The sequence below is a fragment of the Microbacterium murale genome (genome assembly GCF_014635185.1).
Lineage (GTDB): Bacteria > Actinomycetota > Actinomycetes > Actinomycetales > Microbacteriaceae > Microbacterium > Microbacterium murale.
The window spans coordinates 1,113,285-1,133,509 of record NZ_BMCM01000001.1 but is presented as its reverse complement, the minus strand read 5'-3'; the positions used below and the strand labels follow the sequence as shown (position 1 = coordinate 1,133,509).

Below are 20,225 nucleotides of genomic sequence, written 5' to 3'. Positions count from 1 at the left end.
ATGCACATCGACACGATCTTCACCAACGCCCGCATCCGCACCCTCGACCCGGAGAGGCCGTTCGCGCACAGCATTGGCACGCTGAACGGCCGCATCGTCGGCTTCGATGACGACCTGCACGGCCTCGATGCCGACCGTATCGTCGACCTCGGCGGGCAGCCGGTGCTCCCCGGTTTCCACGACGCGCATCATCACCTCTCGCTGACCGGATTCCGGCTGGCCTCGCTGAACCTGCGTCCTGGCGCGGTGAACTCGCTGGCCGAGTTGTACGACGCGGTGCGGGAGTATGCGGACGGCCTGGCACCGGATGCCTGGGTGCGAGGCGCCGGATACGACCAGAACTTCCTCGAGGATCATCCGACGGCAGAGGCGCTGGACCGTGTGGCGGGTGGCCGGCCGGTGCTTCTGGAGCACGTCTCCGGGCACATGCTCGTGGCCAACACCCGTGCGTTCGAGCTTGCCGGCTACTCGCGCAGGGAGGGGTATCCGGACATCGCCGGTGGCAGCATCCCGCGCGATGCCGACGGACGACCGCAGGGTCTGCTGCAGGAGTCGGCGATGGGTCCGATCAACGCCCTGGTGCGTCCCGTCGGGCTTGACGAGGTGCAGCGCAATCTCGGGCTCGCCAGCGATCAGGCGCTCAACTACGGACTCACCTCGGTCACCGAGCCCGGCATCGGCGAGATCCGGGTGGTTGGCAACAGCCCGCTCGATTACCACGCGTATCAGACGGCGGTCGAGCAGCGGATGCTGCGGGTGCGGACGACCCTGATGCCGTACATCACCGTCTTGCACCCATTCGAGGATCTGCCCGACAAAGACGTGCTGGGGCTGGACCTCGGCATCCGTACCGGTCTCGGCGACGACATGCTGCGCGTCGGGCCCGTGAAGATCGTCGCTGACGGTTCATTCATCGGGCGATCGGCAGCGATGCACGCGTGCTTCCACGGCGAAGCCGACAACTTCGGCGTGCTGCTGCACGAGCCTTCCCAACTACGCGATTACATCGTCGGCGCGCATCGCGCGGGCTGGACGGTCGCGACTCACGCGATCGGCGACCGCGCCATCACTCATGTGCTGGATGCCGTGGAGGAGGCGCAGCGCATCGCGCCGCGGCCCGACGTGCGCCACCGCATCGAGCACTTCGCGCTGGCGAGCGACGCCGACGTCGCGCGCGCTGCTCGTCTCGGGGTGATTCCGGTGCCGCAGGGCGTGTTCCTCTCGGACTTCGGCGACGGCATGGCCGCCGCCGTGTCGGAGGATCGTCGCAACGACATCTATCGGGTGAAGTCGCTGGCGGATGCCGGGATCGTGCTCAACGGATCGACTGACTCCCCCATCTCGGATGCGAACCCGCTGGTGTCGCTGCGAGACATGGTGCTGCGGCAGACGAGTTCCGGCGCTGTGCTGGGTGAGCGCGAGCGGATCAGTGTCGACGAGGCGGTGCGGGCGTACACGTATGGCTCGGCGTATGCGGTCGGTCAGGAACTCTCGAAGGGGACCTTGAAGGTCGGGATGTTGGCGGACTTCATCGCGCTGAGCGACGATCTTTATTCGATCCCCGCGGAGCGGATCGCGGAGCAGGAGGTTACGGCGACCGTTGTGGGTGGGGCGGTCGAGTTCGGGGACGTGGGGTAGGGGAATTACAACACACCGTAGGTCGCGAAGGCCTCCGTCGCACTCATCCCCGACTCGACCGCCGAACGGACCACCTTCTCGGTACGCGCCTTCTCCATCGCCCGAGCGATGACGTCGACGTGCACGGCCTGGGGGATGATCACCACCCCATCGACATCACCGAAGACGATGTCGCCCGAGTGAACGGACGCCTGCCCGATCTCGATCGGGCAGCGGAAGTCCACGACCTGGGTCCGCACGGATGAGTCCTGCGCCCAAGCGCCCCGGCTGAATACCGGGAAGCCCTGCTCGAGCACCTGCGGTGTGTCGCGATGCCACCCACTGACTACGGCACCGGTCGCTCCGCGGGACCGTGCGGTCGCAGTGAGCAACTCACCCCAATACGCGCAGCGCCCGGTGCCTCCTGCCGCGATGTAAATCTCGTCGGTCTCGAGCTGGTCCAACGCCTCGGTGAGCCTGCCGAACGGTGTGCGCTGCGGACCGAACACGTCGATCATCAGGACCGTCATTGCGCGGCCCGCTAGCTTCATATCCGGCGTCATTGCCCGGATCGCCGGCGGGAGGAACTGATGCGTGAAACCCAGTTCGTCGAGAATGTCACCGACAACCGGCGTATACAGCCGTTCGCGCATGAGCGCGAACATTTCCGCATCGGAGGACCATCCAGTCATCGAGCACACCTTTCGTAGCGGGATCAGTAGAGGAGGTTTACCAGGCCGGTCGACAGCAACGGCACGAACATCAGCAGTAGCAGGAATCCGCCGAACAGTGCGTAGAACGGTACGGCCTCACGAATGAAGTCCGCCGTCTTGGTTTTCGTGATGCTGTTCACGACGAACATCAGCGTTCCCACGGGCGGCGTGAATGCGCCGACAGTGTTGGCGAAGATGAAGACCATCGCGAAGTGAATAGGGTCGAGCCCGAATGTGGCCGCGATGGGCGCAAATAACGGCACCAGCACGATCATCGTCGCGTTGCCCTCAATGAACATTCCCACGATCAGAAGAAATGCGCCGACAGCGAGAAGAAACAACCACTCGTTGTGAATCGACCCGACGATGAGTTGGCTGAATTGCTGCGGGATCATCTCACGGGTCAAGATCCAGGAGAAGGTAGCAGCTGCGGCGATGATCAACAGGATGGATGCCGTGGTGACGATCGTCTCTTTGAGGCCTCCGAGAAGATCGCGCGCCTTCAACTTCCGATAGAAGAGCCCGAGCAGCACCACGTAGACGACTGCGACAGCTCCAGCCTCCGTGGTCGTGAAGATCCCAAATCGGATGCCACCGATGATTATCACCGGCAGGCACAGTGGCAACACCGCGTGACGAAGCGGGCCGGCAATCTCCCTCGCCTTCGGCCGGTTCGTGCGCAGCGGCTCGTAACCCCGCCGTTTGGAGATCCGACTAACCAGAAACATCATGATGACGGCGAGGAGCGCGCCAGGCACGATACCGGCGACGAACAGCTTGCCGATCGAGACATGCGCGATGCTGCCGTAGATGATGAGACCGATCCCGGGCGGGATGAGCGGCGTGATGATGCTGGATGCCGCAGTGAGCACCGACGAGAATGTTCGAGAGATCCCCTGCTTCACCATTGCCGGAACGAGAATCTTCGACTGCATCGCAGCATCTGCGAGCGCTGACCCTGAGAGGCCGCCCATCATGAGCGAAAGGACGACGTTCACCTGTGCGAGCCCGCCCCGCAGCCGTCCTGTCAGCACGATGGCGAGGTTCATGATCCGTTGGGTGACGCCTGCGTTGTTCATCAGCACACCCGCGGCGACGAAGAACGGAATCGCGAGCAGCGGAATGCTCTCGGTGCCGGTGATCGCCTGCTGCGCGAAGATCGCCGCGTTGAGCCCCGGCGTCAGAAGGAAATACACAGCAGCCGCACCGAACACGGCGAGGAAGACTGGCACTTTGGCGAAAAGCAGCACGAATAGCACGCACAGCATCGCGATGACGGCAATGGTCATGCGCCTGCCTCCTTCTTTCCGTTCCGACGGCCGAAAACTTCGACGAGAGCGGGCCAGAACGCGGTCGCCGTGTAGCTGATGATCATGAGCACGACTGCGACTGGCGCAATGCCATAGACGATCGTGTACGGCATGTCGAGCACTGGAGTTCCTCTGCCGGTCATCACGAAGAGCTGCAGGAAGTCCACGCACCGGAAGAACAGATAAAGGAGGATCGCGTAGACGATGACACCGATCACTATCCGGGCAGTCCTCTGCGCTGCAGTCGGCAGTGAATCGATCACGATCTCGACGGCGACGTGCCCGTGGCTGCGGAACGCGAGCGAGCCGCCGAGGAATGCGAGCCACACCATGCTGGCCAGCTGAACCTCCTCCATCCAGGTGAACGGGTTGTTGAAGACGTATCGCAGCACGACTCCGGAGAAAGTGCACGCGACGAGGAAGACGAGAACGGCGATAAGGACGACTACTTCGACGATGTCGAGTGTCTTGAGAGCCCTTCGCATGCTCACCTGCTTTCTGATGGAAGCGGTTCGACTGGTGGGGAGCTACTTGCCCATAGCCTCACGGGTCACGTCGTAGAGGTCATCGGACCACCCGAAGGTGTCGCCCATCTCATAGAACGATTTTCCCGCATCGGCCCACTCAGCGCGCTGTTCGTCGGTGAGCTCGGTGATCGCGACGCCCGCGTCGTCCAGCAACTGGCGATACTCGACGTCCGCCTTCTCCTGAAGCTCGTTGTTGTAGAGGCCCGCTTCTTCGGCAGTGTCGTAGAGCAGTTGCTGCTGCTCATCGGTCAACGTGTCCATGAAGGTCGAGCCCGCCACCCACGTCGTGAAGTTCTTGATATGGCCGGTGAGGAGAACGTTCTTAGAGACCTCCTGGAAGCTCCCGCCGTACAGCGTCGACAAGGGATTCTCGACGCCGTCGATAACACCGCTCTGCAGCGAGCTATACACATCGCTCAAATCCATGCCGACCGGCGTCGCGCCCAGGGCCGCGAACCCTTCGATATAGATCTTGGCGTTGGCGAGACGGATCTTCTGCCCACGGAGGTCGCCAGGGGCGATCACGGGCGAATTCGTCATAAGGTGACGCTCGCCATAGACCCAGTTCGATGCGAGGAGTGTAAGGCCCTTCTCGTCCAACAAGCCCGACTGCTCGGCGTACCAGTCGCTGTCAAGCAGAGTCCAGACGTCGTCCCAGGTGTCGAAGAAGAACGGGCCATACATGATGCCCATGTCCGGAACCCCGTAATCGGCATAGAACGCTCCATCGGCGATGGTGATGATGTTCTCACCGAGCACCATCTGATCGATCAGTTCGCTCTTGGAACCCAACGCGCTGCTCGGGAACAGCTCCAGCGTTATGTCGCCGTCGCTCTGCTCCTCCAGCAGCTCTGCCCAGTGCTGCACCGCCTGGCCGATCGGCTCGTCGGCCGTGTTCTCGAAACCGACCTGGATCGTCACCGGCTGTCCCTCGGCGGTCGACGGCGCGGACGAGCCCGAACATGCGGTGAGTGCCACTGCCGCGATCGCTGCAGATGATGTGAGCATCATCGCTCTGGTCTTCATCTTCATGGGTTTCCCCGTCTCTCTACTCAGTGTGTTGGCCAGCTGGCCCGGTGTCAGAATCGGATGAGAAGCTTTGTTATCTCGCCCGAGTTGCGGTCGAGATTTTCGAGCGCCTGGGGCATTGCCTCCGCGCTGAACTCGCGCGTGATCAGCGGGCCGAGATCTACATGGCCGTCTCGGACGAGCGCCATCGTGGCATCGAAGTCACTGCGCGTGGCGGCGCGAGAGCCCACGACGGTGAGTTCCTTGCGCTGCAGCTCGGTCGCATTGAAGTCCGCAGACGACTTGGAAACGCCGATGACGACGACGTGCCCGCCGCTGGACGCGGCCTCGACGCAGGCGAGGAACGCTGCGGGCAGCCCGACTGCCTCTACGGTCGCATCGAATCCGTCACCACCGGTGATCCGTTCGATGTTCGCGCGCAGCGACTCAGAAGAGTCGTTTACGAAACCGCCGTCGAGCCCGAAGTCTCGCACCGCCGCTTCCACCTTCACCGCGGAGATATCAGTCACGTACACCTGCGCGCCGCGGCTCTTCGCGGACACGGCGGCGAGTATTCCGATCGCTCCCGCGCCGAAGACGAGGACTCGATCCTCTGCGCCCAGCGGGATGCGTCCGACACCGTGATAGCTGATACTGAAGGGCTCGATGAGAGCGAGGGCCCGAGGATCGATGCCCGATCCGTCGTAGATCCGATCGATCGGCATGGTGAACAGCTCGCTGAATGCTCCTTCGCGCTGCACACCCATCGTCTGGTTCTCGGTACAGGCGTTGATGCGTCCGCGCCGACATGGATAGCAGACGCCGCAGTTGAAATAGGGAAGCGCCGTGACGAGCATCCCGGGCGCGATGCCGTGATCGTTCGGCCCTACCTCCACCACCTCGGCAGAGAACTCGTGACCAAGCGTGCGCGGATAGCTGACGTACGCAGAGATTCCACGATACGACGCAAGGTCGCTCCCGCAGACGCCACCGAAGCGCATCCGCAGCAGAGCCTCACCCGCTGCCGGGACAGGAGCGACAGCATCGACAAGCTGTACGACTCCTGGCTCGGTGAGCACGATGCCTGTGATGGTGCGCGCATTCTCCACCATGCTCAGAACCCCTTACCGAGTGCGCCGCCGTCGACCGCGAAGTCCTGGGCGGTGATGTAACGGCCCGCATCACTCAGAAGGAAGAGGGCCATATCGGCGATGCTCTGCGGATCGCCGTAGCGACCGAGCGGAATCCGCGCAAGGATACGTCGCTCGCGTTCCGGGTCAGCCTCGAGCACACTGCGGTTCATCTCGCTGGGGAACCAGCCGGGAGAGATGGAGTTGACCAGCACATTGTCCTGGGCCCATTCGATGGCGAGACCACGTGTGAGTCCGAGCACAGCGGCTTTGGAAGCGCAGTACGGGGTCACTTCGGGAAACCCGAGGTGCGCGGCCATCGACGCGATGCTCACGATGCGCCCCACGTGTTCTGACTTCGAGAGATAGGGAAATGTCTCGCGCGCGAGAGTGAAGAGCGCGTCGATGTTCACGTCCTGCACGTCGCGCCACTGCGCCGTCGCCAGCTCCTCGGCACGTCTCTTGACTGTCGCGCCCGCGTTGTTCACGAGAAAGTCGATTCCCTCGGACTCTCCCAGGCGACGCACGGCCTCTGTCACGGCCTGCTCGTCCGTCACATCCACAGACCACTGGGTGACGCCGGCATGATCCGCCTCTTCGCGAACCGTGCGATTGAAGGCATATACCTTCGCCCCAGCGTCGGCGAGCACCCCGGCGATCGCCGTTCCCAGGCCACTCGATTGACCGGTGACGATACCGACGCGTCCCTCGAGAGAGGTCAGACGCGTCGAGATCGCGTGCGCAGAGCTCATGCCGACGTTCCGATCGCGCTGACTCCGATACCGTCGCTGACAACCGGGATCTCAACGACCTCGTGCAGGAATTCAGACAGAAAGCGGAATCCCCAGCCGTCGCCCGTCCGCGGAGTGGCAAAGCCACCCTCGATCGGCATCGGCTCATCGATGATCGCGTCTATCCAGTCGAATGACTCCGCGCCGAATCCGTTCGAGACCGTCGCCAGCAAAGGCACGTCGTAGTCCTTGTAATAGTGCGGCAACACCGGGATGCGGTGCGCTGCGGCGAGCGCGGCTGAATCTCGCCATGCGTCGACACCGCCGAGGCGGATGATGTCGGGCTGCCAAAGGTCTATGGCGCCCCGCCGCAGGAGTTCGCGCAGGGCGACGGTGTCGTACTCGCGCTCTCCCATTGCCAGGGAAATGCGTGTCTTCGAGTGAATCGCGGCGTAGCCGTCGAAATCGTCTCTTGGAATGGGCTCTTCGAACCAATGGATGTCGAGGTCAGCGGCACGGTGGATCAGCGCGATCGCGCTCGGCACGTCCATCCCCTGGTTGGCATCCATCATGATCTTGAGCCCACTGCCGACCGCTTCGCGCACCCTGCGCAGTCGTTCTACGTCGCGCTCGATCTCGGGCGAGCCGACCTTGATCTTGACGGCGGTGAATCCGCGTCCCTTGTAGTCCAGGACTTCATCGATCAATTCGTCATCGCTGTAGGACAGCCATCCACCGCTTCCATAGACGGGCACCTTGCGAGAGTGTGAGCCGAGCACCTTCCAGATCGGCTGGCCGAGATGTCGCGCCCAGGCGTCCCACATCGCGACGTTGGCAATGGCCAGAGCCCATCGCTGCAAGCCACTGATGCCGAAGTACTCTGACTCCCGCTCATAGTCGTTCTGGACGTCGCGCGTCTGATGCACGTCGTACTCGCGATCGAGGATGAAGCGGCGAAGGTCGTGCAAGGCGCCGCAGATCGCCTGCGGGGAGTAATGGAAAGCGAGGAGATAGCCCTGGCCGATGACGCCGGCCACGGTCTCGAGCTCCATCACGTAGAAGGCGATCTCAGAGATGTCGTGCGTAGCGTCCGAGATCGGCCGCGATGTGGCTGAGGTGGCTCGGAAGAATCGGATGTCGCGAATGCGGGTGCCCGTCATGAGGACTCTCCTGTCGTGAACGTCGTTGTTACGAAGCGCAACGTCTTCGTCGAATACTGGCGGCTAGATATATTTGTGAGCCGATATAACGCTAGTGATATATTTCTACAACGTCGATCGCGTTACCGCAACTGGAACTGCGAGAGAAGTGGTGCAGCGACAAATAATCGAAGCGGCCATGATCAGCGTCGACACCACTAAGATTCAATCACCAGTCAGCAATGACGCCAGACACAGGGAGGCACGTGGTGGGAGAGACGACACCCGCAGGCTTGTCCAGTCAGATATATCAAGCTCTACGAGATCGCATCCAGACGTGCGATCTGCTTCCCGGCTCCGACTTGAACGAGAAGCAGCTGATGGACGAACACGGCTATGGCCGCACTCCATTGCGTGAAGCTCTGCTCGCACTCCAGCGCGACGGTCTCGTCGAGATCTTCCCCCGCAAGGGCATGCGGATCACACCCTTCACAGAGAAGTCGATCAACGACGTCTATCAGCTGCGCAAGCTGTTGGAACCGGCCGTCATGTCCTCGTACGTCTCGATGTATTCCAAGAGCGATCTGCTCGACTTCGCGCGGCGTTTCCGCGAGACGAGCATCTCCGACATCGTCGAACACTACGAACTCGACATCGCCTTTCACACGTTCCTGGTCTCGATCGCGGAGAACGAGACCATGAGCCGCATCCACGCTGAGCTCATGTCGCACGTGTTCCGCCTGGCCATGTATGCGCTCGTCACTGGTGCCTCACACCCGGAGCAGAACAACCCCGAGCATCTCGCCGTGGTCGAGGCGCTCTTGCGGGAAAACGAACAGGAAGCGAAAGACGCCCTGATCTTCCACATCAACCACTCGCTGATCGTCTCGCTCAACGCCGTGCGTGAACGCAACGAGGACACCAGCGCATGATCATCACCGAGATGGAGACCTGGTGGGTCTCCCGCGGCCAAGAGCTGTTCGACGCGAAGCGCACCGGCTCATCGAAAATGGATTGGGATGTCATCGTTGTGCGCCTCACCGCGGACAACGGCATCCAGGGTGTTGCGACATGTCTGGCAGCAAGAAGCGGGCAAGTCACCGAAGGCTATCTGCTCGACAACATCGCCCCTGTCGTGCTCGGTAGAAGCCCACACGACCGCGAGAGCATCTGGCATGAATTCTGGACGATTGACCGACACCTCACGTTCTTCCCGGTGTATCTACCCGGACCGATCGACGTCGCACTCTGGGACATGGCATCACGCGAAGCGGGCCTTCCGCTCTACAAGTTCATCGGGGCATACCGCGAGAGTCTGCCGGTCTATGCGAGCGGCAATTTCCATGCCACAGTGCAGGACTACGTCGATGAGGCGAAGCACTACCGCGATCGCGGCATCCATGCCTATAAGGCCCACCCGCCCGGCCCCGTCGACGTCGACCGGGAGGTGCACCGTCGCCTGCGTGAGGAACTCGGCGCCGAACAAGTGCTGATGACCGATCCGGTAGCCGAATACACCTTGGATCAGGCGATCCGGGTGGGGCGCGAACTCGAGCAGCTCGACTACCACTGGTTCGAAGAGCCTTTCCGCGACTTCGAACTGTACAAGTATCAGGAGCTATGCCGCGTACTCGACATCCCCGTCGCCGCGACCGAGACCACGCGCGGAGCCCACTGGGGGGTCGCGCAGACGATTGCGCAGCGCGCCGCCGACATCGTGCGCGCCGACGTGAGCTGGAAAGCAGGGATCACGGGCACGCTGAAGATTGCGCACATGGCGGAGGGGTTCGGACTCAACTGCGAGTTGCACACCACGACGATGAACTACATGGATGTGGTCAACCTGCACGTCAGTTGCGCAATCCGCAACTGCGAGTACTTCGAGTACTTCGTGCCAGAGGAGAACTACCAGCTTCCGATGCGGGGCAGCCTGCCGATCGATGATCAAGGCACCATCCACGTGCCGCAGGGTCTCGGCATCGGAGCCGAGCTGGATTGGGACCTCATCGAATCGCAATGCCGCTCATACACGCGGCAGGTGTGGTCGGACGGCGTGGTACTGAGACATCAGTAGTCAGGGAGTTGGCCGACAACTTCGGTGTGCCGCTGCATGCCCCTTCCCAACTACGCGACTACATCGTCGGCGCACAACGCGCAGGGTGGACGGTCGCCACGCACGCGATCGGCGACCGCGCGATCACCCACGTGCTGGATGCTGTCAAGGAGGCGCATCGCGCCGCGGCCCGACGTGCGTCACCGCATCGAGCACGTCGCGCTGGCGAGCGACGCCGATGTGGCAGAGGATCGTCGCGATGACATCTACCGGGTGAAGTCGCTGGCGGATGCCGGGAACGTGCTCAACGGCTCAACGGCTCAACGGACTCCCCATCTCAGATGCGAACCCACTCGTCTCGCTGCGCGGCATGGTGCTGCGGCAGACTGGTTCTTCGACCAGCGTGACCACTCCGTCGATTCGGCGGGGAATGCGCAACGGGTTGTCCTCGCGCAGTGGCAACGGCAAAAGATCGTCGGCGAAGTTCTGATAGGTGACTGCGCGAGTGAAGCGGTCGATTGCCTCAGCGCCGACCGATCCGAACTGCGCTGACGAGCTCGCCGGCCAGGGCCCACCGTGATGCATCGACCAAGACACAGCCACTCCTGTGGGCCACGCGTTCAGCAGAACCCTGCCCGCTTTGCTGGCCAAGACCTGCACCAGCGGGCCGATTTCTTCCTCGGGCTCAGCGAAGATCGAGGCGGTGAGCTGCCCATCCATCCCCGCCAGCACGCGAAGCACCTGGCTCTGCGAGTCGTAGCGCACCACCACCGATGACGGACCGAACCGCTCTTCCAGCGCGTCCGGCGACGCTTCGACAATCGATGCATCCGTGACCCAGAGCACTGGCTGCGCGGATCGCCCCTCAACTACGACAAGTGCACCTGCCGCCTCGACACCGGCGGTCTCCGACAGTCCACACACACCGGCACGGAACCCGTCGGCGATGGAATCGGTGAGCAATGAGCCGGCCGAAGTGTCGCGGGTGAAGCCAGCGAGCTCTTCCGGCGACAACGCCACATCAGGAACGAACAACACACCTGGACTCGTGCACAACTGACCGTTGCTCACCGTCATCGAGTCGACCAGGCCAGAGAGAATCTCTGTTCGACGATTCCGCCATGCCGCCGCTGTGACTATGACGGGGTTCACGCTGCCCATCTCGGCATAGAACGGTATTGGCACCTCTCGACTTTCGGCGATCCGCTTGAGTGCCGTACCCCCACCGATCGAGCCGGTGAACGAGCCCGCCGTGATCCGCGCGTCGCCCAACACAGCCACGGCCTCATCCGCGTCCAGCAGGGTGAAGGCCGCATCCGGAACCCGCTGCCGTGCCAACGAAGCCTGAACAATCCCAGCTAACAAGACAGCCAGGCGCGGATGTCCAGGATGACCCTTCGCAACCACAGCGCACCCCGCAGCCAGAGCTGACGCAGTATCCGTTCCCACGATCCCGAACGCCAGCGGGAAGTTGCTCGCCGCGAAGACGATCACAGGACCGAGAGGAACGTTTGCCCGCCGATGATCCTGCACTGGTGGCGACGCGTCCGGCTTCGCGTGAGTGATTGACGCGTCGAGCCAACTTCCCTCTTCGATCACGTCGGCGTAGAGCCGGAGCTGGTTGACGGTCCGTGTCTGTTCGCCGCGCAGGCGGTCGATCGGCAGCAGCGATTCTTCGGCGGCAACAGCGACGATCTCCGCAGCCCGCTCATCAAGATCAACGGCGATCTCTCGCAGGATGGTCGCTCGTTCCGCGAGGGAGGTCGCCGCCAGCCATCGTGAGGCCGTAACCACTTCGTGCAGGCGGGCATCGGTGGCGCTACTCACGCCAGTCATCGCTCGTCCCTCACATGTGCTGCGATGTACTCGAGATCGATACTCTCACCAAGGCCCGGTTCGGTCGGCATGTGCACGAGACCATCAGCGTCGATCGCATCGATCACCGACAACAAGTGCGGTGCCGGGGTCACCGAGTCCAAGTGCGGGTGCAGCAGTCCTGCCTCGTACCACCGGGAGTTGTGCGAACCAGCGAGAACCGCCAGGTTTCCTGGCCCGCCTCCGTGGATCTCGCAGTCCATTCCGAAGGCGTCAGCCAGGCTGCATACCTTCAACGCCGGAGTAATTCCGCCCGCGCTCCCCACTCCGATCCGCAACATGTCGACTGCGCCTGACGCCGCCCACTCTGCCCGTGAACGGAACTTGCCCTCGACGCTCTCGGGGCCGGCGATCGCCATGTCTGTCCGAGCCTGCAGCCACTTGTACGACGACATCGAATACTCGTCCATCGGCTCCTCCATCCATGCGAAGTCGAGCTTCTCCAGCTCGCGCGCCAGGTACAGAGCGTCACTCCGGCTGTACCAGTGGTTGCTGTCGAGCATGAGTGCGATGTCGGGCCCTACAGCCTCGCGGACCGCCGCGCATGCCCGGATGTCGATCTTGGCGTCGGGAGCGAACGACACGGGAGGCATCCAAGTGTGCAGCTTGACGCCCTTGTATCCCTTTTCCACGAGCGATACCGCAAAGGCGGCGTAGTCGTCTGGGCTGCTGAGACCGCCAGGAACCTCATCGCCGCACATCGTGCTGGCGTAGGCGGGCACACTGTCGCGGTATCCGCCTACGAGTTTCCAGACAGGGACCCCGAGTTTCCGACCTGCGAGATCCCAGAGTGCCTGGTCGACGAAAGTGAGCGCCCGGTCATGCAACCGGCCGTAAGAGCCGCGCTGTGCGAGGTATAGGTCATGCCAGATGCGTTCGCGACGGAGCGGATCGCGCCCCACGAGCGCGGGGCGCACATAGTCCGTCACGACGGACTCGCGCAGGTAGTCGCCCTGCACAATCGTGTGACCGGATGCGCCGTCCGAATCGACGATGGTCAAAAGCGCAGCTACCACTGCGAACGGTTCTTCACTCGGATGATCGTGTCCGTGAGAGTCCCGAAATGTACGAGCGAGTGTGTCGAACATCGTGATGGTCACAGTGTCGATCGTTGCGTCAGTCAATGCATGATCCTTTCGGCAGAGGAATCGGTCAGAGCGTTCAGTACCCGGCGCTCTCGGTCGAGGATAGGAGCGAGTCGCTCCGCCATCAGCCGGTAGCCCCCAGGGTCTGGGTGCAATCCATCAGCAAGGAGGGACGCATCGGCAGAACCAAGAACAGTGAGCCCATCGACCACACCTAAGTGCATGTCGCCCTCATCCTGAAGGTCCTCGACGATGGAGTTCACGATAGCCCGCGTCGCGCCGAGCGTCAGGCCGACAGCGTTAGGGGTGGAATCGCGATCAGGGCAGCAGATCGGACTGATCACCACGATCGGCGTGAGCGGTTGTCCATCGCAAATGGTGCGGATGAATTCCGCGAGCGAAGAACCGAGTGTGCGCGCCGATAGCGAAGCGGCACCCTGGATGTTGACGCCGACGCAGAGCGTGATGATGTCAGCCGGAGCATCCCGGATGGATCGGGCTACGACCTGATCGAGATGGGCCTGCCCGCCGAATCCGAGACAGAGAAGATCCCAGCCGAGGTTCGACGCCACCAGAGCCGGCCAGGTCTCTGTCGGGCCTGGCGCGGTGCGGCACTGTGTAATGGAACTGCCATAAGCGGTCCAGCGCGGTGTGCCAACGGAGTCCGCCGCGCGCACCAGCGCCTTCGCCCGGCCGGCCGCGCTCACGTGCACGCTGCCCACTCGCACCGTGCCATATTGCGGCCACCACACAGTCAGTCGCTCGATCCCCTCGAGCTGAATCGCAATGCGATTGATCCCGACCCGAAGCGGGATGCGGAGCAGCGGCTCCCCCTGTTTTTGGACGTCGATGGGTGAGCATTCGTCAGGAGTGAGATCGTCGACTTCGACCTCGAAACTCAGTTCCGAGACGTCAGCGAGGATCATCTCCCATCGCACGCCTGCCGGCATACCCGCACGCTCGCGCAGGAGGGGAATCCGACGCAACCAGGCGTCGTCGTCGACCCGCCACGGCTGCGACCACTCCCCCTCGCGCACGACGGAGTCGACACCGCTCCAGCCGAGTCGGTCGTCGTCGCTCGCAAGCACCATCACCTCAGCCCTTGACAGCACCCGCACTCAATCCCTGGACGAGGAACTTCTGCACGAAAGCGAACACAACGACGACTGGCACGATGGCGATGATTCCGCCGGCGGCGAGCGCTCCGAAGTCGACTCCATACTCACCGATCAGGTAGTTCAGACCCACGGGGATCGTGAACAGCTTTTGTTCGTTCAAGAACATCAAGGCGAAGAGGAAGTTGTTCCACGCACCGATGAACGCGAAGGAACCGATGGCTACGATCGCTGGGCGCAGCAGAGGCAGCACAACGGCAAGGAATGCACGGAACCGCCCGCAGCCGTCCATCCAGGCGGCTTCTTCTAGTTCAATCGGCACATTGCGAATGAACCCGGCCATCAGGATGATGCTGAGCGGGAGCTCGAAAACTGCGTTGACGAGAATGAGGCCCCAGAGACTGTTGATCAGTTGGAGCGAATTCAACACCTGGAACAGCGGGATGAGCATCATGGCGCCCGGCACGAACTGCGTGCACAGCAGCACGACCATCAGCGCGACTTTGCCACGGAAGCGGTAGCGGGCGATGGCGTACCCGCCGAGCACCGACAGGATCGTGGTGATCACGAGGCCCGCAGCCGCGACTGCAACGCTGTTGATGAAGAAGACGCCGAAGCCCGATCCGGTCCACACCGTCACAAAATTGTCGAAGGTGAAAGGGATGGGAAGGAGCGCCGTCGAGCCGCTCTCACGGAACGCGAAGAGCACGAGCCAGTACAACGGCACCAGCGTGAACAGCAGCAGCACGCCGAGCGGCACGAAGATGAGAATCGAACGAACGGGGTCGCGACGCTTCCTCAGTGCCCGTCGACCGGGACGATCGTCGACGACGGACGCAGCGCCGAGGTCGCCCTCGCTGGTGTGAAGATCCACAACGGTCATTTCTCGAGGTCCTTTCCGGCGCGGCTGGCGAGGAGATAGACCGCCGAGAAGATCAGCAGGATGAAGAATGCCACGACAGTGAGCGCCGAGCCATAGCCGAATTCCTTCGCGTCGACCGCGGTATCGGCGACATACAACGGCAACGTCGTCGTGGAACCGCCGGGACCACCGCCCGTCAACGTATAGAGCAGATCGACGTTGTTGAACTCCCACACGGCCCTGAGCAGAGTCGTCAGGATGATGGCGTTCTTGATGTGCGGCAGCGTGACATAGAAGAAGCGCTGCACACGGTTGGCTCCATCCACCTTCGCCGCCTCATACAGTTCGGGCGAGGCCGATTGCAGATCCGCAAGGATGAGGATCGCGAAGAAGGGAATGCCCTTCCAGAGCTCAGCGATGACTGCTCCCCAGAACGCACCGTCGCCGCTCGAAAGGATGCTCGTGCCGTAGGGCACCAGGCCCCAGTCTGCGAAGTACTTGCTGAACCCGGAGATCGGGTTGTAGATGAGCAACCAGAGTGTCGTGGTCAGTACCCCTGAAACCGCCCAGGGGGCGAAGGAGAGGGCTCTGGCGATGCCGCGACCCTTGAATGTCTCGTTCACCACGAGCGCGAGGATTAGGCCGAAGATGAGTTGGAGGCCGACTTCCACCACAACCCACTGACCTGTGAAGCGAAGGCTGCTCCAGAAGGTGGGGTCGCTCCAGATCTTGACGAAGTTATCGAAGCCCACGAATCCGTTGTCGTAGGGCTGGGTGATGTTGTACTTCTGCAGGCTGTAGTAGAACACGCTGCCCACCGGATACACCAGGAAGACGGCGATCAGAACAGCGGTAGGAGCGAGCAGCATGTACGGCGTCAGGCGGCCTTTTCGCTTCCTCCGCGGTGGCCGTTCGGGCGGTCTACCCACCCGGCCGGCCGACGCCGGCCGGGTTTCCAATGCGGCGGTCATCAGGAGGTTCGCTCCTCGTACTTCGCCTGGGCCTCATCGATAAGGCCAGCCCAGGTGTCCAGCAGCTCGGCCGGCTCGGCTTCACCAAGGAGCACCTTCTGGAACAACGGCTCAACGTCTGTCTTGATGATCCCTGCCCACTCCGGCAGATAAGTCGGAGCGACGACAGTCACGGTCTCAGGGTCGTTGATGAGGCCGAGGCCCATCTGGATGGCAGGTTGCACCTGCACCCAATCAGCGCTCTGAGCCTCGATGTTTGCCGGGATGCCCGCAGCGGTCTCCGCGAGCGCACTGTCGTTGTCGGCCTGCATCACGAATTCAAGGAACTTCCACGACGCATCGGCGTGCTCGGGGTCGTAGATCGCGATGCTCGGCAGGAGACCGGACACCGCCACATGGCCCTCGCCGGCTGCTGGGCGCGGCAATGGAAGTGCCTTCACCTGTGAATCATCAAACGTCTTCATGAGCGTCGGGTAGGACCCGATGTTGTGCTGCATCATCGCGATCTGCCCGCCCTGGAACTGCGCGAGCATCTGGGGGTAGGGGTTCGTGACGTCGGCTTCGGGCGTGTCCTTGCCATATAGCGCGATGAGCTTCTCGAGCGCATCAAGATTCTTCGGGTCGTTTAGTGTGCTCTTGCCGTCTTTGTCGAAGAACTCGTCAATCCCCGATGCCGAATACAGATCGGCAAGCAACTGGTAGCCGCCGCCCTCTCCACCTCGAATAGTGAACCCGAAGCGGCCGGCCGAGGCGTCTGTGATCGCAGCGGCCGCATCGTAGAACTCATCCCACGTGTCCGGCGGCGTGACGCCGGCAGCATCGAACAGCTCAGGGCGGTACCAGATCGTGTCGACGAGGGCGTGCGTCGGCAGTGCATAGAGCTTGCCATCGGTGGAGGCGGCCCTCGTCTGATCAAGATAGTCCGGAGTGATCTGGTCCGCGAGATCGCTGTCAGCAAGATAGTCGTCCAGGGGTGTGAGGCCGCCCTGAGCTTGGTAGCTGGCAACGTCGCCCCGCGGCACCACTCCGATATCCGGCGCAGAGCCGGTGGCGATCGCGTTGTCGAACTTCTGCCCCGACGAGTCCTGTGGTAGGCCGACATAGTCGATCGAGATGTCCGGGTTCGTTTCCTCGAAATCAGCGATAATCGACTTCCACACCTCGGTCCGTTCTGGAATGGCGTTGCCGTCCCAGAACGTCAATGTGGTCGATCCGCTGTCTCCCGCGCCATCGCCGCCGGCGCACGAGGTGAGAAGTGCCGCGAGGGTCGTCACGGCCAGTGTTGCTCCGATAATCTTCTTTGATTTCATAGTCTCGGTTTTCTCTCGGGTGTCAGGTCACCAAAGGTGACCGTGGAGGGTCAGAGTCGGTTGACGATGGAACTCATCGAGCGCCTGCCAGCGCCAGCTCGTCGGCCAGGCGAAGCCCGTCGTCAAGGATGGTGTTCAGTCGCTCGACATGCTGGGGTCGCACGTCCAACAGTGGAGGTCGTACCGACCCGGCGTCGTGACCGCGCAGCGTCATTCCAGCCTTGATGAGCGCGACTGCGTACCCCTCGACGCTGTCGCGAAGCTGCGCGAACGGCCGGTAGAAGGTGTCCAGCACTCGCTCGGCCGTCACATCGTCGTGGTCGACGTAGGCCCGATAGAACGCCAGTGCGATCTCAGGGGCGAAAGCGAATGCTGCGGACGAATACAGATCAACGCCCACGTCGCGATATTCGAGTTGGCTCAGCTCAGCAGTCGGCATCCCATTGAAGAAGAGGAACTCTCGATCGGTCTCAGCGAGGATGACCTCGCGGATGGCCTTGACGCGGGCGATATCACCAATGCCGTCTTTGAAGCCGCGGACTCCCGGGTGCTGCGCCAGTGCACGCGCGCTATCGAGGTCAAATACAGCATTGTTCCGCTGATAGACGATCGCGGGGAGAGGTGCAGAATCAACGATGTCGGTGACGTACTTCGCCAGACCGAGCGGTGGGCCCGCCACCAGGTACGGAGGGAGAACGAGGGTTCCGTCGGCACCGGCGTCGGCGGCGAGGACAGCGAAGTTCTGAGCGAGAGGGAGGGCGCCGCCCACACCCGCGACTACCTCAACTCGGCCGTTGGCGACCTCGACCGCGGTCTGCACGGCGATCCGGTAGTCGGACTCGCTCAACGCGTGGAACTCACCCGTACCGCAGGCGACGAACACCGCACCAGCACCTGCGACGATGCCGCGCTCGATGTGGGATGCCAACACTTCCGCATCGACACTGCCCTCCTCGTGGAAGGGGGTGACGGGGAAGAAGAGCAATCCACTGAGCATTTGTTCGCCTCTCTGCATAACGTTCACATATGTGCATGAGTTACACTAGGCCGAACGGAATGCGCTGTCAAACGCTAATCTTTGACCGGTAGATCTAACCTCGGAGGTACACAATGGCGTCGACCACGGTCACGGAGACTGCCCCGACATCCGTCAAGAGTGCGCTGCGGACGGTCGAGCTCTTGGAACTGCTCGCCTCGTCCCCACGTCCGATGTCGCTTGCAGAGGTACACCGCGAGCTTCCGTATCCGAAGTCGAGTCTTCTGGTCCTGCTCCGCACGCTGGTCGGACGCGGCTGGCTGCAGTTCGAGCCGGGCGCCGGGCGCTACAGCATCGGCCTCCGCGCACTCTTGGCAGGTTCGTCATATCTGGAACGCGATCTCGTCGCCCAGTTCTCCGGACCATTGCTTCGTCGCTTGGGGGAAGAACTGGACGAAACGGTCCACGTTGCACGCTTGGACGGCAGCGATGTCATCTACTTGGCCAGTAGGGAATCGACGCATCATCTACGGAGCACATCACGCGTGGGTCGGCGCCTTCCGGCAAATGCTTGTTCCCTCGGGAAGGCACTACTCTCAGCTCGCTCCGACGACGTCGTCGACGCCTTGCTGCCGAAGGAGCTTGAGTCACGCACGCCGCACACGCTGGCTGATCGTCCGTCGCTGTTCGCTGATCTCGCGAAGACGCGCGAACGAGGGTGGGCGCGCGAGATTGGTGAGAATACTCCGGGACTCGCTTGCGTTGCCGTTGCCATCCCGCATGGGGGCTCGGCTGTCGACGCGATCAGCTGTTCAATCCCGATCGAGAAGTTCGACCCTGAGGTCGAGGCTCGCGTGGTGTCGGCACTCCGCGCCACCGCAGCAGAACTCTCCGGACTTGTGGACCTGGCTTCAGGTGCAGACAACGCCTCCTGAAGGGGATTTCGGGTAGAGGGTTCAGACTTCGAGAAGCGTCCGCACCTCGGCAACCGAACGCCCGAAGGCGAGTCGGGCGACGCGGGCGGCGAGCTCCGTGCTGACCTGGACGACGGTCGCTCCGTGCGAGATCCACCGTCCTCCCGTCGGTTCGAGTTCGAGGCCTGGCAGAGGGTCGATATCGGGCAGGTCCGGAAGGGCCGCAGCGATGCGGGCGGAGGCGCCGAGCATTCCGACGAGCCACGCTTCCCCGAGTGCATGGGGTCGGATCGACGCGATCGGACCGCCTCCGCCGCGGAACACCTGCAACATGGTGTCGGCGCGTTTCACCACCCAGGGCTCGCCCTGGTGGGTGAACTCGCAGGCGACGTCAGCGTGCAACGTGACGTCGGCCCGGTAGTGCCGGATGGCCTCGATGCATTCGGAACTCAGCAGCCGGGCATCGATCTCCCGCTCGCGACGGCGGAGCTCGGCCCGGTACTTCTCGCGCGCGATCGGAGCGTACTCGTGTTCGAGCTCTCGCAGGTTGGCGCGGGCGCCCTGTGCGAGACGGTCGAAGAGCCATCCTGGATCGATCTGGACGTAGTAGCGGAAGTGTATGTCGATCGGGCCGCGCGTGAGCTTGCGATCTGCGACGAGCAGCTGCGCGCCGTGATCGATTGACCAGACTGCGGCGACCGTGCCATCCACGACGGCGACCCATGACCATCCTTGGGCTTTGATCTCGGGCGAGCACTGCTCGATCGCGGCGCTGAGCAGCGCGCCTCTGGGAAGCGTCGTCGTCCTTGCATGGGATTCGACGTCGTCGCCCATGGCGACGCTGTCGCGGTCGACGTGGAGCTCGATGGTGCGCCAGGGCATGGGGATG

19 protein-coding genes are annotated in these 20,225 nt (G+C 62.7%); 4 read left to right on the top strand and 15 right to left on the bottom strand.

Features of this window, described 5'->3' with window-relative positions:
* The gene (locus tag IEV67_RS05495; RefSeq protein WP_188435515.1) at positions 1-1,638 is read left to right on the top strand and encodes an amidohydrolase; all 1,638 of its coding nucleotides are present in this window, start codon (positions 1-3) and stop codon (positions 1,636-1,638) included.
* A 5-nt stretch (positions 1,639-1,643) separates the two neighbouring features.
* Here the strand turns inward: IEV67_RS05495 and IEV67_RS05490 are convergent, their stop codons facing one another.
* From IEV67_RS05490 to IEV67_RS05460, 7 genes are all read right to left on the bottom strand, one after another.
* Positions 1,644-2,309 (bottom strand): RraA family protein, encoded by a 666-nt coding sequence (locus tag IEV67_RS05490; protein WP_188435514.1) that lies wholly within the window; start codon positions 2,307-2,309, stop codon positions 1,644-1,646.
* Positions 2,310-2,332: 23 nt separating this feature from the next.
* On the bottom strand, positions 2,333-3,619 hold the full coding sequence (locus IEV67_RS05485) for a TRAP transporter large permease (RefSeq protein ID WP_188435513.1): 1,287 nt from the start codon (positions 3,617-3,619) through the stop codon (positions 2,333-2,335).
* On the bottom strand, positions 3,616-4,125 hold the full coding sequence (locus IEV67_RS05480) for a TRAP transporter small permease (protein ID WP_188435512.1): 510 nt from the start codon (positions 4,123-4,125) through the stop codon (positions 3,616-3,618). The genes IEV67_RS05485 and IEV67_RS05480 overlap by 4 nt, the downstream gene beginning before the upstream one ends.
* Positions 4,126-4,167: 42 nt before the next feature.
* Complete coding sequence (locus tag IEV67_RS05475) at positions 4,168-5,088, bottom strand: C4-dicarboxylate TRAP transporter substrate-binding protein (protein WP_229702765.1); 921 nt, start codon at positions 5,086-5,088, stop codon at positions 4,168-4,170.
* A 158-nt stretch (positions 5,089-5,246) separates the two neighbouring features.
* Positions 5,247-6,287 (bottom strand): zinc-binding dehydrogenase, encoded by a 1,041-nt coding sequence (locus IEV67_RS05470; RefSeq protein ID WP_188435511.1) that lies wholly within the window; start codon positions 6,285-6,287, stop codon positions 5,247-5,249.
* Positions 6,288-6,289: 2 nt separating this feature from the next.
* Complete coding sequence (locus IEV67_RS05465; RefSeq protein WP_229702764.1) at positions 6,290-7,057, bottom strand: SDR family NAD(P)-dependent oxidoreductase; 768 nt, start codon at positions 7,055-7,057, stop codon at positions 6,290-6,292.
* Positions 7,054-8,196, bottom strand: a complete 1,143-nt coding sequence (locus IEV67_RS05460) for a mandelate racemase/muconate lactonizing enzyme family protein (RefSeq protein ID WP_188435510.1) — start codon at positions 8,194-8,196, stop codon at positions 7,054-7,056. The genes IEV67_RS05465 and IEV67_RS05460 overlap by 4 nt, the downstream gene beginning before the upstream one ends.
* Before the next feature lie 221 nt (positions 8,197-8,417).
* On the opposite strand from IEV67_RS05460, the gene IEV67_RS05455 reads away from it, so the two are divergent.
* Together IEV67_RS05455 and IEV67_RS05450 are read left to right on the top strand one after the other, a co-directional pair.
* Positions 8,418-9,107: a GntR family transcriptional regulator gene (locus tag IEV67_RS05455; protein WP_188435509.1), complete on the top strand. Its 690-nt coding sequence runs from the start codon at positions 8,418-8,420 to the stop codon at positions 9,105-9,107.
* Complete coding sequence (locus tag IEV67_RS05450; protein WP_188435508.1) at positions 9,104-10,249, top strand: enolase C-terminal domain-like protein; 1,146 nt, start codon at positions 9,104-9,106, stop codon at positions 10,247-10,249. The genes IEV67_RS05455 and IEV67_RS05450 overlap by 4 nt, the downstream gene beginning before the upstream one ends.
* 291 nt (positions 10,250-10,540) lie before the next feature.
* Here the strand turns inward: IEV67_RS05450 and IEV67_RS05445 are convergent, their stop codons facing one another.
* The 7 genes from IEV67_RS05445 to IEV67_RS05415 form a co-directional block, all read right to left on the bottom strand.
* Positions 10,541-12,064 (bottom strand): aldehyde dehydrogenase family protein, encoded by a 1,524-nt coding sequence (locus tag IEV67_RS05445; RefSeq protein WP_188435507.1) that lies wholly within the window; start codon positions 12,062-12,064, stop codon positions 10,541-10,543.
* Complete coding sequence (locus IEV67_RS05440; RefSeq protein WP_229702762.1) at positions 12,061-13,227, bottom strand: enolase C-terminal domain-like protein; 1,167 nt, start codon at positions 13,225-13,227, stop codon at positions 12,061-12,063. Before IEV67_RS05440 ends, IEV67_RS05445 begins: the two co-directional genes overlap by 4 nt.
* Positions 13,224-14,114 carry a GDSL-type esterase/lipase family protein gene (locus tag IEV67_RS05435; RefSeq protein ID WP_188435506.1) on the bottom strand — a complete coding sequence of 297 codons (891 nt, stop codon included), beginning with the start codon at positions 14,112-14,114 and terminating at the stop codon, positions 13,224-13,226. The genes IEV67_RS05440 and IEV67_RS05435 overlap by 4 nt, the downstream gene beginning before the upstream one ends.
* 169 nt (positions 14,115-14,283) lie before the next feature.
* Positions 14,284-15,186 carry a carbohydrate ABC transporter permease gene (locus IEV67_RS05430; protein ID WP_188435505.1) on the bottom strand — a complete coding sequence of 301 codons (903 nt, stop codon included), beginning with the start codon at positions 15,184-15,186 and terminating at the stop codon, positions 14,284-14,286.
* A complete protein-coding gene (locus IEV67_RS05425; RefSeq protein WP_229702760.1) occupies positions 15,183-16,034 on the bottom strand; it encodes a carbohydrate ABC transporter permease in 852 nt (283 codons plus the stop codon). The genes IEV67_RS05430 and IEV67_RS05425 overlap by 4 nt, the downstream gene beginning before the upstream one ends.
* A gap of 101 nt (positions 16,035-16,135) precedes the next feature.
* Positions 16,136-17,446 (bottom strand): ABC transporter substrate-binding protein, encoded by a 1,311-nt coding sequence (locus tag IEV67_RS05420; protein WP_188435503.1) that lies wholly within the window; start codon positions 17,444-17,446, stop codon positions 16,136-16,138.
* Between the two features lie 73 nt (positions 17,447-17,519).
* Positions 17,520-18,461, bottom strand: a complete 942-nt coding sequence (locus IEV67_RS05415; RefSeq protein WP_188435502.1) for a 5-dehydro-4-deoxyglucarate dehydratase — start codon at positions 18,459-18,461, stop codon at positions 17,520-17,522.
* Positions 18,462-18,556: 95 nt separating this feature from the next.
* Here IEV67_RS05415 and IEV67_RS05410 point away from each other — a divergent pair, with 95 nt between their 5' ends.
* A complete protein-coding gene (locus tag IEV67_RS05410; RefSeq protein WP_188435501.1) occupies positions 18,557-19,357 on the top strand; it encodes an IclR family transcriptional regulator in 801 nt (266 codons plus the stop codon).
* A gap of 21 nt (positions 19,358-19,378) precedes the next feature.
* On the opposite strand, the gene IEV67_RS05405 is transcribed toward IEV67_RS05410, so the two are convergent.
* The gene (locus IEV67_RS05405) at positions 19,379-20,218 is read right to left on the bottom strand and encodes a hypothetical protein (RefSeq protein ID WP_188435500.1); all 840 of its coding nucleotides are present in this window, start codon (positions 20,216-20,218) and stop codon (positions 19,379-19,381) included.
* Positions 20,219-20,225 lie beyond the last annotated feature (7 nt).

Coding starts and splice junctions, on each gene's coding strand:
- IEV67_RS05490 (WP_188435514.1), bottom strand. CDS start 2,309: ATGACTGGATGGTCCTCCGATGCGGAAATGTTCGCGCTCATGCGCGAA.
- IEV67_RS05420 (WP_188435503.1), bottom strand. CDS start 17,446: ATGAAATCAAAGAAGATTATCGGAGCAACACTGGCCGTGACGACCCTC.
- IEV67_RS05410 (WP_188435501.1), top strand. CDS start 18,557: ATGGCGTCGACCACGGTCACGGAGACTGCCCCGACATCCGTCAAGAGT.
- IEV67_RS05445 (WP_188435507.1), bottom strand. CDS start 12,064: ATGACTGGCGTGAGTAGCGCCACCGATGCCCGCCTGCACGAAGTGGTT.
- IEV67_RS05430 (WP_188435505.1), bottom strand. CDS start 15,186: ATGACCGTTGTGGATCTTCACACCAGCGAGGGCGACCTCGGCGCTGCG.
- IEV67_RS05405 (WP_188435500.1), bottom strand. CDS start 20,218: ATGCCCTGGCGCACCATCGAGCTCCACGTCGACCGCGACAGCGTCGCC.
- IEV67_RS05480 (WP_188435512.1), bottom strand. CDS start 4,125: ATGCGAAGGGCTCTCAAGACACTCGACATCGTCGAAGTAGTCGTCCTT.
- IEV67_RS05415 (WP_188435502.1), bottom strand. CDS start 18,461: ATGCAGAGAGGCGAACAAATGCTCAGTGGATTGCTCTTCTTCCCCGTC.
- IEV67_RS05485 (WP_188435513.1), bottom strand. CDS start 3,619: ATGACCATTGCCGTCATCGCGATGCTGTGCGTGCTATTCGTGCTGCTT.
- IEV67_RS05465 (WP_229702764.1), bottom strand. CDS start 7,057: ATGAGCTCTGCGCACGCGATCTCGACGCGTCTGACCTCTCTCGAGGGA.
- IEV67_RS05435 (WP_188435506.1), bottom strand. CDS start 14,114: ATGATCCTCGCTGACGTCTCGGAACTGAGTTTCGAGGTCGAAGTCGAC.
- IEV67_RS05470 (WP_188435511.1), bottom strand. CDS start 6,287: ATGGTGGAGAATGCGCGCACCATCACAGGCATCGTGCTCACCGAGCCA.
- IEV67_RS05495 (WP_188435515.1), top strand. CDS start 1: ATGCACATCGACACGATCTTCACCAACGCCCGCATCCGCACCCTCGAC.
- IEV67_RS05460 (WP_188435510.1), bottom strand. CDS start 8,196: ATGACGGGCACCCGCATTCGCGACATCCGATTCTTCCGAGCCACCTCA.
- IEV67_RS05455 (WP_188435509.1), top strand. CDS start 8,418: ATGACGCCAGACACAGGGAGGCACGTGGTGGGAGAGACGACACCCGCA.
- IEV67_RS05425 (WP_229702760.1), bottom strand. CDS start 16,034: ATGCTGCTCGCTCCTACCGCTGTTCTGATCGCCGTCTTCCTGGTGTAT.
- IEV67_RS05450 (WP_188435508.1), top strand. CDS start 9,104: ATGATCATCACCGAGATGGAGACCTGGTGGGTCTCCCGCGGCCAAGAG.